The organism is Agrobacterium sp. P15N1-A (assembly GCF_044626815.1).
Classification (GTDB): Bacteria; Pseudomonadota; Alphaproteobacteria; order Rhizobiales; family Rhizobiaceae; genus Agrobacterium; species Agrobacterium leguminum.
In genome coordinates, this window is sequence record NZ_JBIUPF010000005.1 from 395,198 (window position 1) to 413,105 (window position 17,908).

The window sequence follows — 17,908 nt, forward strand, 5'->3', positions numbered from 1 at the left end:
GCGGCGTCGCAAGCAATCTAGGCTTTCAGCGGTTTGCGCTCGCGCATCAGGATCGGCCCATATTCAACGCAGAAGAGACCGAAACCCACGATCCAGAAGAGCGCCGAGCAAGCGTAGAGATGCATCATCGCACCGGGGAAGAACTCGGCTGCCGGTCTCAGCAGCGCGCAGGCGATCAGCGCGACATAAGCGGCAATGGTAACCCTGCTGGCCGCAAGCTTGCGTCCGGTGTGGCCAAGGCTCGCTCTTGTCATCACCGCAAGCATCATGCAGCCGATAACGCCGACGGTGAAGACATGCAGGACGGAACGCGTGTCCATGACGTCAAGAGCCGCCAGCGCTATGGTGATGAAACCGACGGGAATGAAGGCGTAGGCGACATGCAGCACCACCAGCACCTGCTCCGGCCATGTCGTCCAGCCGCGCCAGCGGATCAGACGCACTGCGTGCATGAAAGCCGCCAGAAGCGCCGTTGGCACTGCCACGATGCTTTCGGGCTCTATCGTCCAGACGGCCAGCGCAGCGATGCCGGTGAGGATGGCGGCGGTATCGAAGCCGTTATAGGGAACCGGGAAATCCGTGCGGCCGAAACGGTTCAGCCAGTTGCGGGTGAAACTCGGCACGATGCGGCCGCCGACGATGATGACAAGAACCGTATAGGCCGAGACCGCAAGGCGGGTCGCGATCAGGCTATGATCGCCCCCAATCGCTGCAACGTGGAATATGATGTTGGCGACGGAAAGCGCCAGCAGCCCGCCCAGCACCTTCAGATCTTTCCATTTTCGCCCGGCAATGACCTCACGCGCGCAGATCGCCAGAAGTGCCGGCAGGAAAAGCCCGTCCACGGCTGCGGCGGTGACCACGCCCACTTGGTCCGGCACAAGCAGGAAAAGCCGGCCGGCGCACCAAAGCGCAAACAGCCACACCAAGGGTTTGCCCGATACCGGCAGCCGCCCCGTCCAGTTCGGCACGGCCGTCAAAAGAAAGCCCGCCAACACCGCCGAAGCGAAACCGAACAGCATCTCATGAGCATGCCAGTTCGGTGCGCCGTAATCCCCGCCGAGGTCGATGAAGCCGGAAAGGGCTGCGATCCACAACACCATCGCCACGATGGCCCACAGGGCGCCGCCGAGGAAAAACGGCCGGAAGCCGTAAGAAAAGATAACCGGGCCGGTGCGCGCCAGCCCTCTTGGAATGCCGCCCTTTGGCCGGCTGCGCCTTTCGGTGAGAACGGTTTCGCTGCCACTCATTATAATGCTCCTTGCTTGGTCTTAACATATGTCTAGACCCAAGCCCGTCCGGCTTCTTTGCGAACAGGCAAAGAGGCGGTGCGACGCTTCCACACCGGCCTTCAGCCGCCTGCCAAAATGTCGCAGGGTGCCGAAAGCGAAGTTTGCTCCATCTCAAATTGTATTTCCGCCCCTCCGCTACAAATGCTGTGACAGAGCGAAACATGCTCTGCCCCAAGAGGGATAGGAGAAGAATGATGACGGAAACCTTCCACATCACACGGCGTAATATTCTCGCAGGCGCAGCATTTGCAGGGGCTATAGCTCCCGTCATCATGCCATCGGCAGCGAGCGCGGCAGAGGAAAAGAAGGCCGCAGCCAAGCCATTGACGAGCGCTGAGATTGCAGCGCTGCCTCGCGTAAAAGTTGATCTCGTCAAACCGCCCTTCGTGCATGCCCACACGCAGAAAGCCGAAGGCGGACCGAAGATCGTCGAGTTCACGCTCACGATCAAAGAACAGAAGATGATCCTCGACGACAAGGGCACCGAGGTCCACGCCATGACCTTCAACGGGTCGGTTCCCGGGCCTCTGATGGTGGTGCACCAGGACGACTATGTCGAACTGACCCTTATCAACCCCGATACCAATGAGCTGCAGCACAATATTGATTTCCACTCGGCCACCGGCGCGCTCGGCGGCGGCGGGCTCACCATCGTCAACCCCGGTGAAAAGGCGATCCTGCGCTTCAAGGCCACCAAGGCCGGCGTCTTCGTCTATCACTGCGCACCTCCCGGCATGGTGCCGTGGCACGTCACCTCGGGCATGAATGGCGCGATCATGGTACTGCCGCGAGAGGGCCTGACGGACGGCCACGGCAAGGAGCTTGTTTATGACAAGATCTATTATGTCGGCGAGCAGGACTTCTACATCCCGCGCGACGAGAACGGCAATTTCAAGAAATATGAAAGCGCCGGCGATGCCATGGCCGATACGCTGGAAGTGATGCGCAAGCTGACACCGAGCCACATCGTCTTCAATGGCGCAGTCGGTGCCCTGACCGGGGAACATGCCCTCCAGGCCGCCGTTGGCGAGAAGGTGCTGATCGTCCATTCGCAGGCAAACCGTGATACCCGTCCGCACCTCATCGGCGGCCATGGCGATTATGTCTGGGCAACGGGCAAGTTCCGCAACCCGCCGGATCTCGACCAGGAAACCTGGTTCATTCCCGGTGGCACGGCGGGCGCGGCCTTCTATACCTTCGAGCAGCCCGGCATCTACGCTTATGTCAACCACAACCTCATCGAAGCTTTCGAGCTGGGTGCAGCCGCTCACTTCAAGGTGACCGGTGAATGGAACAACAGCCTGATGCAGGCGGTGCTCGCCCCATCGAGCATCTGACACAAACGGGAGCGCGCCGCCGCCAGCGGTCGCGGCGCGCTCCCCCTTCTGCTATGCGGCCTGAAAGCAGGCCCGAACTTTGGCGTCTTCTCGACGCAGGCAGGTTCCCATGGGCATTCCCGGCAACAGCCACTTCCCAAATGCCGTCTCGCTTCTTCTCCCGCTCTCGATTGCAACGCTGCTGGCAACGGCCATCGGTTTCCAGTCCGGGATCATCCGCAGCGGCGCTGATGACCGCGCGGCCATGATGGCTCCACCGGTCGTTACAGTGCCCGCCGGACATTTCACCTACCGGGCGGAGGGCGAATATTTCCGCAATGGGTATGCCGTCGATGGCCCAATGGTCGACGTGGCGATGCGGAAGAATCTAACGATCATGAAATATCAGGTATCGAGCGCAGATTATGCACGCTGCGTGGCGGAAGGCGGCTGCCAGCAGCCGGAACCCGGCTTTGCCGCTCCGGTCGGCGGCGAGATACCGGCAACCGGTATCAGCCAGGATGACGCCCACGCCTATGCAAAGTGGCTGAGCGAGCGGACAGGCGAGGTCTGGCGCCTGCCGAGCGACGCTGAATTGGCTTTCGCCGCCGGCTCGCTTTTCCCGGATGAGACGCTCGGTGTCGCCGCGGACAGTGAAAACCCGGCTTTGCGCTGGCTGGCGGATTACGAGCGGCAGACCAGCCGCAAGGCCTCGGGCAACCCCGTTCCGCAATCCTATGGCAGCTTCGGCGAAAACGAATATGGCCTTGCCGATTTCGGCGGCAACGTCTGGGAATGGACATCGAGCTGCAGCCACCGTGTGACGCTCGGCAAGGATGGTGAGGCGATCGATAGCGTCGCCTCCTGCGGTATCCCGGTCGCTTCGGGAAAACACCGGGCGGCGATGAGCGCCTTCGTCAAAAACCCGAAAAGCGGCGGCTGCGCCGTTGGCGTACCGCCTGATAATCTCGGGTTCAGGCTCGTAAGAGACACACGCTGGTACGCGCCACTTCTCGAAAAGCTTCATGTCACCACCCTGTTTTCTTGATAATCGTCAATTAAAACAAGCGCTTGATTTATATCATTTGAACTTCTGCCGCCGGTGATAGTGCTGTATGCTGACAATACAGAAAAGGCCGATCCCCGATTGCCAATGCAATCACCTTGAGGATCGTCCGATCACCGGAGAGGGTGCAAGTGAAGATTGACCGAAGCGTCATCCGGTCGCTGGCCTTGTTTGCCAAGATGGCCGACGATGAGCTGGACGGACTGCTGACCCACGCCACATCCCGGCTGGTGCCGCCGGGCGAAGCCATTTTCGAGCAGGGCCAGTCGGCAACGCATTTTTTCCTGCTTATCCACGGCCGCCTGAAGGTGACGCAGGTGACGCATGACGGCCAGCAGATCATCGTGCGCGTGGTGCATCCCGGTGATCTCTTCGGTTTCGCAAGAGCCCTGCAACGGTCCGATTATCCCGGCACAGCCACGACGGCGGCCGAAAGCGTCATCCTGTCATGGCAGACGGACCTCTGGCCGCAATTCGTCGAACAGAACCCGCATCTTGCCGTCTCCGCCATGCAGACGATCGGCCAGCGTCTCGAGGAAGCCCATACGCGCATCCGCGAAATGTCGACGCAGGAAGTGGAGCGCCGCGTGGCCCATGCCGTACTGCGCCTTTCGCAGCAGGCGGGCCGCAAGGAGGAAGACGGCATCCGTATCGATTTCCCGATCTCGCGGCAGGATATCGCCGAAATGACCGGCACGACACTGCACACGGTCTCGCGCATCCTCAGCAGCTGGGAAACCAAGGGGCTAGTACAGGGCGGGCGGCAGAAGCTTCTCGTCTGCAATCTGCCGGGCCTTGCCCAGCTGGCGGAAGGCGAAACCAGCCAGGTGTAGCGCGCAGGCGCCTGCCGGGCACTCCCGCTGCTGTCACTCGCCCGACTTCGAAGCCGCGCTTTCAATATAGCCGATGAGATTGTCCAGATCTTCCGGCTTGCTGATTCCGGCCAGCGCCATCTTGTTTCCGGGTATTTTCTTTTTCGGCGCGCTCAGGAAATCCCGCAATTCTTCGGGCGTCCAGACAAGACCGTCCTCGCCCGCTTTTTTCATCGCTGCCGAATAATTATAGTCAGGCGCGCCGCCCGCTGCGCGGCCGATGATGCCGTTAAGCTGCGGGCCGACCCGGTTTTTCGCGCCCTCGCCGATGGCGTGGCAGGCGGAACAGCGCTTGAAGACCGCCTCCCCCTTGGCAACATCGCCTTCCGAAAGAGCGGGAATGGCGCTTGCAGTCAGCATTGCCGCCGCGATGATTATTGTCTTGCGCATCGTGTCATCCTTGTCTTGCCGCATAAATACGACCCGCCCGCAAAGCGGACGGGCCGGAGGTTGCTCTTTTCAGGTCGTGCCCCAGGCGGGCGTGCCCTTCTTATAGGGAACGCGATCTTCGAAACCGCCGGGAATTTCGTCATAAACGAGCACTTCCGTAGCGCCGATCTTCGAGGTGAAGAAACCAAGCAGCGTCAGCTGCTTGACGAGCGTGAAGGCGTGGGGCTTTGCCGGCGACTGTTCCGCCTTGGCCTGCTTGTCCAGCGCGGCAAGCAGCGCCTGCCGCTGTTTTGCCGTCAGCTCCAGAAAGCCCTTCTTGTGGTCGGTCTGGCTGCGCTTCTCGATATCGGAAATTGCCGAAAGGAAGAGCGTCCGTTGTTCGTCAGTGTAACAATCGGCCGCATAGACGGCCATGAATGCTCCCACTTCAGCATCCTTCGCACCCGGCGTGGAGGTGCGGGGAATGATGGTTTCCGCCACCTCGTCCATAAACCGGATTTCTTCCGCGGTGAAGACATGAGCACCACCGGCTGGTTTGGTAGCGTTTTCCGCAGCCGTCAGAATATCCGCGCCGATCAGCGGAAGGCCGGTGGCAATGGCTATCAGTTTCAGCAGTTCGCGTCTGTTCATCACAGGTTCCCCTTCTTGCGTTCGGAAACGGCAAAATCGGCCGCACGCGCCGTCAGCGCCATGTAGGTCAGGGACGGGTTGACGCAGGAGGCCGAAGTCATGCAGGCGCCATCGGTGACAAAGACGTTGGGCGCATCCCAAACCTGATTGTTGCCGTTGAGGACGGAGGTTTTCGGGTCGCGCCCCATGCGAGCAGTTCCCATTTCATGGATGCCCATGCCGGGGGCGTAACTACCCCGCGAGGGCTTGACGTTCTTGATACCAACCGCCTCGAACATCTCGACGGCGTCATTGACCATGTCTTCGCGCATATCGAGTTCGTTCTGCTTCATCTCGACATTCATTGACAGGACCGGCAGGCCCCACTTGTCCTTCTTCTCATGATCCAGTTTCACGCGGTTCTCATGATAGGGCAGCATTTCGCCGAAGGCGGTCATGCCGATGGTCCAGCCGCCCGGCTCGGTCAGGGCCTCCTTGTAGTCGGCGCCGATGTTGAGTTCGGCGATTTCCCGCTCCCAGCGCGAACGGCTGGCAGAACCCTGATAACCGAAGCCGCGCAGATATTTGCGCTTGTCGTCGCCGGTGTTGCGGAACCGAGGGATGTAGAACCCTGCCGGGCGGCGGCCCTTGAAGTAGAAGTCCTCGAAACCTTCCACCTGGCCGGTGGCGCCCATCCGGAAATGGTGGTCCATCACGTTGTGGCCGAGTTCGCCCGAGCTGCTTCCAAGTCCGCCTTCCCAGACATCGGTGGCCGAGTTCATCAGCACCCATGTCGAGTTCAGCGTCGAGGCGTTGAGGAAAATGATGTCGGCGGTATATTCATAGGTCAGGTTCGTCTCGGCATCGATGATCTCGACGCCACGCGCCTTCTTCTTGTCCTTGTCGTAGAGGATTTCCTTGACGATGGAGAAAGGCCTGAGCGTCAGATTGCCGGTGGCGACCGCCGCAGGCAGGGTCGAGGCCTGCGTGCTGAAATAACCACCGAAGGGACAGCCCAGCCGACACTTGTTGCGGAACTGACAGCGCGTGCGTTCCTGATCGGGAAGCTCCTGGGTAATGTTGGCGCAACGCGAATTGATGAGGTGGCGCGTACCATTGAACGCCTTCTTCAGCCGGCTTGCGACATCCTGCTCCACAAAATTGAGCGGAATGGGCGGCAGGAATTCGCCATCGGGAAGAATATCCAGCCCCTCACGGCTGCCGGAAATGCCGGCAAAACGCTCGACATAATCATACCAGGGAGAAACATCCTCATAGCGGATGGGCCAGTCAACGGCGATACCGTCTTTCGCATTGGCCTCGAAATCGGTCTGCGACCAGCGGTAGGTCTGGCGTCCCCAGAGCAGCGAGCGGCCGCCGACGTGATAGCCGCGGAACCAGTCGAAGCGCTTTTCTTCGACATAGGGCGTTTCCTGCTCATCGGCCCACATGCCGAGCGTCGCCTCTTCCAGCAGGTAATCGCGGCTGAGAACGGGGTATTTCGCCTTCATCTCCTGCGTGGCGCGGTTGCGGTGGGGATAATCCCAGGCTTCCTTGTCGGCATTCTGATAGTCGGTGACGTGCTCGATATTGCGGCCGCGCTCCAGCATCAGGACCTTCAGGCCCTTTTGCGTGAGTTCCTTTGCGGCCCAGCCTCCACTGATGCCCGAGCCGACAACAATCGCATCATAATGATTGTTTGCCATGATAACTCCTCCGATGTGACTTGGAAAAAACGACGAGACGAAGCACTTCCCGTCGCGGTGCGGCGGAAACTGGCCATGCGTCTGTCGAACCTCATGCGCCCCGGCGAAACCGGCCGCCGGGGAGCGGTTCTGGTTTTACTGGCAGTGATTACTGAAGGGTCGGAAGACGTTCATTGAGGAACGCATTGCCCTTGGTCACGACAGCTTCGGCATCGAGCGGAAGGTCGTGCTCAAGGATGAACCACTTGACGCCGGCCTGCTTGGCCGCCGGCAGAATTGCCTTCCAGTCGAGAACGCCGGTGCCGAGTGTGGCAAAGCCGCGCTCGTTTTCCGCCGTGCCCGCAGGCGCGTTATCCTTGGCATGGATGGCAAATACCCGGCCCTTCAAGGTGCCGAGGAACGCGGCCGGATCATTGCCGCTGCGCGCAACCCAGGCGACGTCGAGTTCGCTCTGCAATTTCGGACCGGCAGCATCGAGCAACAGTTCAAGCGCCGTCTTGCCGTCGAACTTGACCATTTCAAAATCATGGTTGTGATAGGACATGGCAAGGCCCGCCGCAGACAGCTTGTCCGCATAACCGCCAAGCTCCTTGCCGAAGGCAGTCCAGCCGGCGGCATCGGTCGGGCGCTGTTCGGGCTTCAGGAAAGGCACGGTCACGACAGGATTGCCGACGGCCTTCTGCTCGGTGATGACCTCATCGAGATTGCCGCGCAGCTTGTCGATCGGCACATGCGAGGAAATGACCTTGATCTTGTGCTTTTCCAGAAGCGTGTTCAGTTCGCTGGCGCTGACCTTCTGCATATCCACGGTTTCCACGGCGGAAACGCCGGCGCGGTTGAGGATGGCAAGCTGCTCCTCAAGCGTTCCCGCATTGCGCAATGTGTACATCTGCGCGGCAATCGGCAGCGTCTTGCTGTCATCGGCAAAAACCGGGTTTGCAATACCGGCCGCCAATGCGACGACGACTGCCATGCTTGCGAATTTTGACTTGAACGTTTTCAAACGCGTAACTCCCTTTCCGTTTGATCAATGTGACGACACGCCTGCCCTGCTTTTCCCGGCCTTCTGGCCGGGTCATGCCGGGCACCGCCTCCTGTGCCCTGCGTCGTCCGTCCTCGGTATGCGATGATCTAGATGTCGATCCCTACCCAGGACGAGGTCCGACTGGACCGGACGGCCGCATCGATGAATGCGAGACCCGCAAGGCCGTCCTCTATGCCGGGATAAATCACTTCCCCGGCGGCCGTTTTTCCCTCCCTCTTTGCGATGATTGCATCAGCGGCTTCGCGGTAGATCGTCGCAAAACCCTCGAGATATCCTTCCGGGTGCCCGGACGGCACGCGGCTGACACGGTTGGCGGCATCGCCTGCGCCTGCGCCGTTGCGGGTGATAAGCCGCTTAGGTTCGCCATAAGGCGTGAACCCCAGCTCGTCCGGCACCCGGTGGTGCCATTCAAGCCCGCCTTTATCGCCATAGACCCGCAGCGACAGCGCGTTTTCATTGCCGACCGCGATCTGGCTCGCCCAGAGCATGCCTTTTGCGCCGCTTGCATAACGAAGCAGAATATTGGCGCTGTCATCCAGCTGCCGGCCCGGAACGAACGACGTCAGATCGGCATAAAGGCTGCTTGGGATTTCACCCGTCACAAAGGCGGCGGCGTTGAAAGCGTGCGTGCCGATATCGCCGATTGCCCCGCCAGCGCCGGAACGGCTGGGGTCCGTGCGCCATTCCGCACCCTTTGCGCCGGTCTTTTCAACGGCTTCAGTCAGCCAGTCCTGCGCATATTCGGCCTGAACATGGCGCAGCTTGCCGATTTCGCCACTCGCCACCATTTCCCGCATCTGCCGCAGCATCGGGTAGCCGGTGTAATTATGCGTCAGAACGAACAGGCTGTCGGACGCCCTGACGATCTCGGCCAGCGCTTTTGCTTCCTCCAGCGTCGCGGTAACCGGCTTGTCGCAGATGACGTGGATGCCGGCTTCCAGAAAGGCCTTGGACGGGGCGAAATGCAGATGGTTCGGCGTGACGATGGCGACCGCCTCGATACCGTCCTCGCGTCCAGCCTCGGCCGCCGCCATGTCCTCGAACGAGGCATAGGAACGCTCCGGTGCAATGCCGAGCAGAGTTGCCGAAGCGGCTGCACGTGCGGGATCGGAGGAAAGCGCACCGGCCACCAGTTCGTAACGGTCATCCAGCCGGGCCGCGATGCGATGCACCGCACCGATAAAGGCGCCCTGACCACCGCCGACCATGCCGAGACGAATACGGCGGCTATCGAATTTTGCTATCGTGGAGGACATGAAGTTTCCTTTCAGAGACCGAGGAGGCGACGATTGGCGGCGTCATCGACGCCGCTTTTGGCGAAATCGTCGAAAGCCCGTTCGGTCACGCGGATGATATGGTTTTCAATGAAGGCGGCACCTTCACGCGCGCCGTCTTCCGGGTGCTTCAGCGCGCATTCCCACTCCAGCACCGCCCAGCCGTCGAAATCATATTGGGTAAGCTTGGAAAACACCGCGCCGAAATCGACACGCCCGTCGCCCAGCGAGCGGAACCGCCCCGGCCGGTCGACCCAGCTCTGATAACCGCCATAAACGCCGGAACGGCCGGTCGGATTGAACTCGGCATCCTTGACGTGAAAGGCACGGATACGCTCGTGGTAGATGTCGATGAAATCGAGATAATCCAGCGCCTGCAGGACGAAGTGGGAGGGATCGTAGAGGATGTTGGCGCGCGGGTGATTGCCGGTAGCCTCGAGGAAACGCTCGAAGGTGATGCCGTCATGCAGGTCCTCACCCGGATGCAGCTCGTAGCAGAGATCGATGCCATTCTCCTCGAAGGCATCGAGAATAGGTGCCCAGCGCTTGCCCAGCTCCGCAAAGGCCAGTTCGACAAGACCTGCAGGGCGCTGCGGCCAAGGGTAAACGAAGGGCCAGGCGAGTGCGCCAGAGAAGGTGGCGTGGCTCTTGAGGCCGAGATGCTGCGAGGCTTTCGCCGCATATTTCAGCTGGTTGACCGCCCATTCCTGCCGCGCCCTGGGTTTGCCGCGCAGTTCAGCGGGTGCAAAACCGTTGAACATTTCGTCATAGGCCGGGTGAACGGCGACAAGCTGGCCCTGAATATGGGTCGAAAGCTCCGTGATCTCGATACCCATTTCCGCCAGACGACCCTTGATATCGTCGCAATAGGTCTTGGATGCAGCGGCTTTCTCAAGATCGAAGAGCCTGGGATCGGTCGGCACCTGAATGCCCTTGTAACCGAGCGAAGCCGCCCATTGGCCGAGATTGTCGAGCGTGTGGAAGGGGGCTTTGTCCCCGACAAATTGCGCGAGGAAAATCGCCGGGCCTTTGATCGTCTTCATGTCCTTACACTCCTTGCATTCACAGTCTGGCCGCTACCGATGCGGCGGGCGGCAGGGCGCGACCGAGCCGCGCACCACCAGTTCCGTATCCAGCACGATGGTTTCAGCCGTGCGTTTTCCGTTCAATCTGTCCACCATCAGCGCCATGGCCCTGCGGCCCATTTCCTGGCGGGGCTGGCGCACCGTCGTCAGCGGCGGCTCAAACGCATTGGCGAAGATGATGTCGTCGAAGCCGATGACGGAGACGTCGGCCGGAACCGAAACCCCACGCGCCCGCAACTCGCTGATCGCGCCAATGGCCATCTGGTCGCTCGATGCGAAGATCGCGGTGAAGGCGGTGCCGCCTTCGAGAAGGCTGCCTATTGCCTGACGTCCGGCCTCGATGCTGTAATCGCCCGTCACCACCAGTTCGTCGGCATAAGCGATGCCGGCTTCGGCAAGTGCCGCGCGATAACCATCGAAACGCTCCTGCGCCAGACTTTCCGGGACCGGACCGGCCAGATGCACAATCCTTTGATGTCCCGCCTCGATGAGGTGGCGCATGGCGTTTTTGGAGGCGGCGCGGTTGTCCACCTTGACGGTCGGCAGCGCGAGGCCGGGTACCGTTTCCGACGCGATCACGATCGGCGGCAGCGCGTCGCCCTGATCGAGAAGCTCGGCGGGAAACTGGCCGGTCATCAGGATCAGGCCGTCGGCATGTTTCTGGCGCACCATGTCGATATGGGTCGCCACGCGGTTCTCGTCGTTGCGGGCATCGCCCATCAGCACCTTGAAGCCCGCTTCGCCCGCCGCTTCCTCAACGCCCTTGTAGATTTCGAGATAAAACGGGTTACCGATATCGCGAACGAGAAGGATGACGGTGTTGTTGGACTGACGCCTGAAGCTCGCGGCCTGGGCGTTGGGAACGAAATTCGCCTGCCGGACGGCGTCGAAAACCTTCTTGCGGGTTTCCGGGCGAACCTTGTCGGGTTGTTGCAGCGCCCGTGATACGGTCGCGATGGAAACGCCCGCGAGAGCTGCAACTTCCCTGATATTCGAACCTTGGTCTTTGCTCATCTGTCACACACGCAACTGCTTTTGGCGGCCATAAAGCAGCATCAGCGCTAGCAACGTGACACCGAATATGATCTGCCGTGCCCATACATCGAGGTTGAGCGTTATCAGTACGCTTTGCAGAATGGTGAGCGCAACTGCCCCGGCCATGGTTCCGACATATCCGCCCGCACCGCCGGCAAGCGAGGTGCCGCCGATGACGACCGCAATGATCGACGGAAGCACATATTGGTCACCGACGGAGATGAAGGACGTGCCGGTGTAACCGATGACGCACACCCCGGTTAGCCCGGCAAACAGGCCGGAAAGGCCATAAAGCAGCGTGCGGATCAAAGAGACGGGCAATCCGGTGAGCGTCGCCGCCCGCTCGTTGGAACCGATAGCATATATGGCGAAACCAAAGGCGGTGCGGCGCAGCACGAAGAGCATGATCGCGGCGATGCCAAGCCAGACGAACAACACGCCGGGAATACCGAAGATGAGCGGACGGTTGATGAAGCCTGCCAGCAGCGGCGCTGCCGCACCTGACGGAACACCCTGCGAATAGACGACCAACCCGCCCTGAATGACGGCCGTCATGCCAAGCGTCATGACCAGCGGCGGAATGCGCACGAAGGTGATGCCGAGGCCGTTGATGAGGCCGATCAGGAAGGGAATGCCGCCGGCAACGAGAATGGCAAGCGGAATGCCGGCATTCTGGCCGTTCATCATATTGCCGGCAAGGACGGCACCAAGCGAGATCATCGCGCCGACGGAAAGGTCGATGCCTTCGCGCCCGCCGAGGATCACGAGGTTCTGTCCCGCCGCGACGATGCCGAGAATGGCGGCAATCGTCAGCAGCCGCACGATCTGCGAGCCCTGTGCGAAGCCGGGCGACAACAATTCGCCGACCAGCAGCAGGAAGACCGATGCGCCAATGGCAATGGTCAGAGGATCGGTGAGAAGGGTTTTGATTTGCAAGCCGGGATTGGTCATATCAACGCCTCGTCACCAGAACACCGCCGGCCAGCGCCGTCAGCACGATCAAACCCTGCATCAGTGTCTGGTACTCGAAGGGCAGGCCCGCAAAGAAAATCACATTACCGATCATGCCGAGCACCAGTGCGCCGGCAATCGACCCTGTCGAGCTGCCGAAGCCACCGGAAAGCGCCGTGCCGCCCAGAACCACGGCAGAGATGGAAGACAGCGCCAGACTTGCGCCCAGCAAAGGGTCGCCCGAGGCGGTTTCGCCCGTCAGGCACAGCGCCGCCAGCGCCGAAAACAGACCGGAGATCATGTATGCGCCGATACGGATGCCGGAGAGGCGCAGGCCCGTCTGGAAGGCGCCGGTGCGATTGCCACCCACGGCAAGCAGATGCGTGTGGAAAGAAATGCGCGACACGATCAGCGTGAAGGCGATGCCCCCAATCAGCACCCACAGCACAAAGGGCAGGCCGATGAAGCTGCCGGAATAGGTCTGCCAATAGGCTTCCGGCACCGGAAGACCGGCCTGCGGCAGAACCCAGATCGCCAGCCCGGCGAAGATGATACCGGTCGCGAAAGTGGTGACGATAGGCTGGAAGCGCAGGCCGGAAATGAAGAGGCCATTGACCAGTCCACACAGCAGCCCGACAGCCGCACCCGCCGCCATGCCGGCGAAGACGGCGCCTGTCGTGCCGCCGAGTGCGGCGATGACGCTGACGGTAACGACATTGGCGAGCGCCACGATGCTGCCGACCGACAGATCGATATCGCCCGCCAGAATGACATAGGTCTGGCCGATGGCCACCAGGATCAGCGGCAGAAACGTCGTCAGGTTCGATTGCAGCACGGAAGGCTGAACGAAGGAAGGCTGCAGAAACGTGTTCACGGCGATGAGAAGCGCCAGTACGACGAGGGTGATGACCCATGGCTGCCTGCGCAGAAAACCGGAGGCGCTCATGCGGCATCTCCATAGGCGGCGCGGGTCATGTTTACGGATGTCATGTCGGCTCCGGTCAGTTCCGCAGAAATGCGTCCACCGTTGAACACAAGAATACGGTCGGCATATTCGAGGATTTCCGCATCCTCCGAGGAATAAAGAAGGATGGTCGCGCCAGCATCGGCCTGCTGCCGCATCAGGGCGAAGAGATCCGCTTTCGCGCCAAGATCGATGCCCTTGGTCGGATCGTCGAGCAGCAGCAGTTTCGGTGCTGTGGCGAGCCAGCGGGAGATGAAAATCTTCTGCTGGTTGCCGCCCGAAAGCGTGCCGATCGGCATATCGAGGCCGGCGAACTTCGTCTTCATGTCGTTCGCGACCTTCTGCACGCGCGGCTTCAGAGTCGCGGGACGGACCAGCCGCATCTTTTCGCGCACCATCAGCGCCGCGACGAGATTTTCGAAGATCGACCGGCCCTGAAGGGAAGCGTCACGGCCACGGTCGCCAGAGACATAGGCAAAACCACTATGAACCGCCTGCGAAGGCTTGCCGATGGTGATTTCACGACCCTCAAACCGGATTTGGCCGGTAGCAAATGGGTTGGCGCCGAAAAGGCCCTTCAGCAAGGCCGACTGGCCCTGCCCCTGCAGGCCGGCCAGACCGACGATTTCGCCCGGATAAGCTTCCAGAGAGACACCGCGAACGCCTTCACCTGCAACATCCGCCAGCTTCAGGCTCGGCGCAGCAGCCGAACGCCCGTTCTGACGGGCAGGAGCGGCCCGAACATCGCCGACCATGTCGTGCACGACGGCTTCACGGGTGGTGGCTGCGGTGTCGAGTTCGGAAATCGTCGCGCCGTTGCGCATCACGGTGATGCGGTCGCAGACGGCAAAGACCTCGTCGAGACGGTGGGAAATCATGATGGTGGATATACCGTCCGCCTTCTTGGCCCGGAGAATCTCGAAAAAGCGCTGGGACTGGCGGCCATCGAGCGCCGCCGTCGCCTCGTCCATGATCATCAGGCTGGCATTCTGGGCGAAGACCTTGAGGATTTCGACCAGCTGGCGCTGATCGGGCGGCAGATTGCCGACAATCGCATCTGGATCCAGCCCTTCGCCAGCCACGCCGTCAAACAGCGCGATTAGTCTCGCCGCTTCGGCTTTTAGAGCTTTACCGTCAACAAAGATGCCGCGTTTCGGCTCGCGGCCGAGAAAGATATTGTCGGCGACGGAAAGCTGCGGAATGAGGCTCAGCTCCTGATAAAACAGGGCGATGCCGGCATTTTCTGCGTCACGTGGGCTTTTGAAGCGTACTTCCGCACCGTTGAATCTGATCGTGCCGCTGGTTGGCGCGACCGCGCCCGCAACGATCTTGCAAAGCGTGCTCTTGCCGCAGCCATTTGCGCCCAGCAGCGCGTGAATTTCACCGCGACCGACGGTCAGCCTGCCGGCGGAAAGCGCGCGCACGGCGCCAAAATTCTTCGTTATGCCGGCCGCTTCCAAAGCGTTCGCCATCGCAAGTCCCCGAATAATGCTTGTCACAGGCGGATGGCCAAGGCCCTTTCCGCACTCGAAATTGTGGTTCGGGCCGGCGTTCGCCGCCAGCCCGAGACTGGTTTTACTTGAAGAACTCACCGGCCTGCTCCGGCGTCACGGTTGCCGTGACGGACCAGTAGCCAGGCTTGCCATCGGCGGCCTTGATGTTGTCGGCAAGGTTGTCGTTGCTGACGAAGGGGATCGGAATATAGATGGCGTTACCATAAGTGCCGCCGAAAATGCCGTCCTTGAATTCCTTGCCCTGCAGCTTCAGGACCGCGACGTTGAGCGCGCTGGCCATGACACCGGGAGGATTGACCGAAGCGCCGGAATTGAACTTTTCCTTTTCCCAGCGGGTCATGAAGTCCTTGCGGATTTCACCTGTTGCGGCAATGTCCTTGGTCTTGCCGGCCGCTTCGATTGCACGCCATGCGCCGTCCGCCATGCCGTCCTGCACCCAGACGCCGCTGATGTCGGGATAGGTGGCGAGCAGGTTCTGCATTGCCTGCTGGCCCTGCGCCTGATCCCAGCTCGCATTGGCTTCGTTCAGCACCTTGATGTCAGGGTATTTCTTGAACACTTCGCGGTAACCGGCGACGCGGGCTTCGTTGGCGGGGTTGCCGGCGATGCCGTTGATGGCGACCACGCTTCCCTTGCCCTTCAGCGCATCCGCAAGCCATTGCGCGGACTGTGCCGCCCAGGCCTTCTGGTCGATGCCGACATAAATCGCATCCTTCGAAGACACTTCGGCGTCGGTTGCGATAACGAGAATGTTGCGCGCCTTGGCCTGAGCGAAGATCGGATCGAAGGCCGTCGGGCTGCCGGGGTTGATGAGGATCGCATCAACGCCCTGGTTCATGAAATTGCGGATATGACCGATCTGCCCCTGCACATCGACATTACCGCTCTGAACGACAACCTCAACCTTGACGCCCTTTTCGCCCCACGCTTTCGCAGCAGCCTGAGCCTCTTCGATCATCTGCGTGCGCCATTCGCTGCCGACGAAAGAATTGGAAAGACCGATCTTGAAGCTCTGCTCCTGGGCATGCGCCGACGTGCCCGCCGCCAGCACCATCGCGGCAGCAGCCATCAAATGTCTAAACATGAAATTTGCTCCTCCAAGCACGGTTTTTAACAAATGAAACCGTTTACATCGGCAAATGTAACCGTTTTCATAAATGAGTCAATCCCAAGAATGTTTTTTATCAAAGAGCGTGGAACGGTGGCAGATGAGCGGTTCCGACCTGCGGAAAAGACATGAAAAAATCGAGACATGGGCCGGAACCAGCGCGGCAGGGAGTTTCGGAAAACGTCCTTCGCCGGCAGATCATATCGGTTTTCATTTCACTGTGGACAATGGGAGGATTCCCGCTTCAAATCGCCTCGAGTCAGCCATCAGGAGAACGACTAATGGAAATATTGCGCGCAGGAACACGGGCATCGGCGAAAGGCCCCGAGGCATGGTTCACGGGACAGGTCCGCATCGATCCCCTCTTCAACCCCTTTGATGCCGAGCGGGTTCAGGGCGCTCAGGTCACCTTCGAACCCGGCGCTCGCACCGCCTGGCACACCCATCCCCTTGGCCAGACCCTGATTGTGGTTTCCGGCCTCGGGCGGGCGCAGCGCGAAGGCGGCCCGGTGGAGGAAATCCGTCCCGGTGATGTCATATGGTTCGCACCGGGCGAAAGGCACTGGCACGGTGCCGCACCCGATGTCGCCATGACCCATATTGCACTTCAGGAGGTCAAGGACGGCAAGGTTGTGGACTGGATGGAACAGGTGACGGATGACCAATATGGCGGCTGACGCGGATGTGCCGGCGTGGCGGATGAATAGCCCGTAACAGTGCGGCAGCGTCGACCGGTGACGAAACATCCGCAACCAATGGCGGAGGCCTGCAAACCGCGACGCTACAGAAGCCGTCGTCGCAGCAGGGCCTCCAGCCATTCCGCAAACACCTGCAGCCGCCGCGACAGATGCTGTCGATGGGGATAAAGCAACGTCATCGGCATCGACTCAGCCCGATGGGCCGGCATGACCTCGATGAGTTCGCCGCTTTCCAGATGTGGTCTGACGTCGTAAGCCGGTATCTGGATCAAGCCGAGACCGGCAAGACAGCAGGCGATATAGGCCTCGGCATTGTTGACGGTGACGCGGCCGCGCATGGAAAGCGAATGCAGCGTCTCGCCTTCGACCCATTCCCAGTTTTCCACCCGCCCGCTGGAGGGCGACGCGTAATTGACCGCCCAATGGCAGGAAAGATCGTGGGGCGTTTTCGGCGTTCCATGACGCGTCAGATAGGAGGGGCTTGCGACATTGATCAACGGCAACTTGCCGATCGGCCGCGCGATCAGGCCGGAATCGCTGAGCGGTCCGACGCGCAGCACGCAATCGATATTGTCTTCCACCAGATCGACAGCGCGGTCGGTAACGCCGAGGCCTATGTCGATCTGCGGATAAAGGTCGAGAAATTCCGGCAGCGCCGGTGCGATGACCAGCCGCCCGATCCGGCCCGGGACGTCGATCCGCAACCGGCCCGAAGGCTGCGCCGCCGTCTGCCGGAAGAGATTTTCCGCATCTTCGACATCGGCGATCAGCCGCTGGCAGCGCTCGTAAAAGGCCGAACCATCCTCGGTTGGCGAGACCTTGCGCGTCGTGCGGTTCAGCAGCCGCGCACCGACACGCCCTTCCAGTTCCTGCACCGCCGCCGAAACCGAAGAACGCGGTATGCCGAGCGTATCGGCGGCCCGCGTGAAACTCGCGCAGTCAACGACGCGTGTGAAGATACGGAACAGGTCGATACGGTCCAA

At 60.8% G+C, this 17,908-nt stretch carries 17 protein-coding genes; 4 read left to right on the forward strand and 13 right to left on the reverse strand.

The features are described 5' to 3' along the window. Positions 1-17: 17 nt before the first annotated feature. On the reverse strand, positions 18-1,250 hold the full coding sequence (locus tag ACIK7D_RS19210) for an NnrS family protein (protein ID WP_400157098.1): 1,233 nt from the start codon (positions 1,248-1,250) through the stop codon (positions 18-20). A gap of 236 nt (positions 1,251-1,486) precedes the next feature. Between ACIK7D_RS19210 and nirK the strand changes: the two genes are divergently transcribed. From nirK to ACIK7D_RS19225, 3 genes are all read left to right on the forward strand, one after another. Then, positions 1,487-2,629 carry a copper-containing nitrite reductase gene (nirK, locus tag ACIK7D_RS19215; RefSeq protein WP_269702496.1) on the forward strand — a complete coding sequence of 381 codons (1,143 nt, stop codon included), beginning with the start codon at positions 1,487-1,489 and terminating at the stop codon, positions 2,627-2,629. 109 nt (positions 2,630-2,738) lie between these two features. Beyond that, a complete protein-coding gene (locus tag ACIK7D_RS19220; RefSeq protein WP_400157099.1) occupies positions 2,739-3,656 on the forward strand; it encodes an SUMF1/EgtB/PvdO family nonheme iron enzyme in 918 nt (305 codons plus the stop codon). Between the two features lie 149 nt (positions 3,657-3,805). Next, positions 3,806-4,507, forward strand: a complete 702-nt coding sequence (locus ACIK7D_RS19225; RefSeq protein ID WP_400157100.1) for a Crp/Fnr family transcriptional regulator — start codon at positions 3,806-3,808, stop codon at positions 4,505-4,507. Between the two features lie 33 nt (positions 4,508-4,540). Here ACIK7D_RS19225 and ACIK7D_RS19230 read toward each other — a convergent pair whose 3' ends face one another. From ACIK7D_RS19230 to ACIK7D_RS19280, 11 genes are all read right to left on the reverse strand, one after another. Beyond that, a complete protein-coding gene (locus tag ACIK7D_RS19230) occupies positions 4,541-4,936 on the reverse strand; it encodes a c-type cytochrome (protein WP_400157101.1) in 396 nt (131 codons plus the stop codon). 69 nt (positions 4,937-5,005) lie between these two features. After that, positions 5,006-5,566, reverse strand: a complete 561-nt coding sequence (locus tag ACIK7D_RS19235) for a gluconate 2-dehydrogenase subunit 3 family protein (protein WP_400157102.1) — start codon at positions 5,564-5,566, stop codon at positions 5,006-5,008. Continuing rightward, on the reverse strand, positions 5,566-7,251 hold the full coding sequence (locus tag ACIK7D_RS19240) for a GMC oxidoreductase (RefSeq protein ID WP_400157103.1): 1,686 nt from the start codon (positions 7,249-7,251) through the stop codon (positions 5,566-5,568). The genes ACIK7D_RS19235 and ACIK7D_RS19240 overlap by 1 nt, the downstream gene beginning before the upstream one ends. Before the next feature lie 148 nt (positions 7,252-7,399). Next, positions 7,400-8,254 (reverse strand): sugar phosphate isomerase/epimerase, encoded by an 855-nt coding sequence (locus tag ACIK7D_RS19245; RefSeq protein ID WP_175422201.1) that lies wholly within the window; start codon positions 8,252-8,254, stop codon positions 7,400-7,402. Positions 8,255-8,382: 128 nt separating this feature from the next. Beyond that, entirely contained in the window at positions 8,383-9,552 is a 1,170-nt protein-coding gene (locus ACIK7D_RS19250) for a Gfo/Idh/MocA family protein (RefSeq protein WP_137005491.1), read from the reverse strand. An 11-nt stretch (positions 9,553-9,563) separates the two neighbouring features. Beyond that, positions 9,564-10,613: a sugar phosphate isomerase/epimerase family protein gene (locus tag ACIK7D_RS19255; protein ID WP_400157104.1), complete on the reverse strand. Its 1,050-nt coding sequence runs from the start codon at positions 10,611-10,613 to the stop codon at positions 9,564-9,566. A 33-nt stretch (positions 10,614-10,646) separates the two neighbouring features. Then, positions 10,647-11,669, reverse strand: a complete 1,023-nt coding sequence (locus ACIK7D_RS19260) for a LacI family DNA-binding transcriptional regulator (RefSeq protein WP_400157105.1) — start codon at positions 11,667-11,669, stop codon at positions 10,647-10,649. Between the two features lie 3 nt (positions 11,670-11,672). After that, on the reverse strand, positions 11,673-12,641 hold the full coding sequence (locus tag ACIK7D_RS19265; protein ID WP_065117786.1) for an ABC transporter permease: 969 nt from the start codon (positions 12,639-12,641) through the stop codon (positions 11,673-11,675). Position 12,642: 1 nt separating this feature from the next. Next, positions 12,643-13,587, reverse strand: coding sequence for an ABC transporter permease (locus tag ACIK7D_RS19270; protein ID WP_400157106.1), 945 nt, complete (start codon positions 13,585-13,587; stop codon positions 12,643-12,645). Then, complete coding sequence (locus tag ACIK7D_RS19275; protein WP_400157107.1) at positions 13,584-15,077, reverse strand: sugar ABC transporter ATP-binding protein; 1,494 nt, start codon at positions 15,075-15,077, stop codon at positions 13,584-13,586. Before ACIK7D_RS19275 ends, ACIK7D_RS19270 begins: the two co-directional genes overlap by 4 nt. A 103-nt stretch (positions 15,078-15,180) precedes the next feature. Then, the gene (locus ACIK7D_RS19280; protein ID WP_078053299.1) at positions 15,181-16,203 is read right to left on the reverse strand and encodes a substrate-binding domain-containing protein; all 1,023 of its coding nucleotides are present in this window, start codon (positions 16,201-16,203) and stop codon (positions 15,181-15,183) included. Between the two features lie 305 nt (positions 16,204-16,508). Here ACIK7D_RS19280 and ACIK7D_RS19285 point away from each other — a divergent pair, with 305 nt between their 5' ends. After that, positions 16,509-16,904, forward strand: a complete 396-nt coding sequence (locus ACIK7D_RS19285) for a cupin domain-containing protein (RefSeq protein WP_080820451.1) — start codon at positions 16,509-16,511, stop codon at positions 16,902-16,904. A 104-nt stretch (positions 16,905-17,008) separates the two neighbouring features. Here the strand turns inward: ACIK7D_RS19285 and ACIK7D_RS19290 are convergent, their stop codons facing one another. Beyond that, positions 17,009-17,908 (reverse strand): LysR family transcriptional regulator, encoded by a 900-nt coding sequence (locus tag ACIK7D_RS19290; RefSeq protein WP_400157108.1) that lies wholly within the window; start codon positions 17,906-17,908, stop codon positions 17,009-17,011.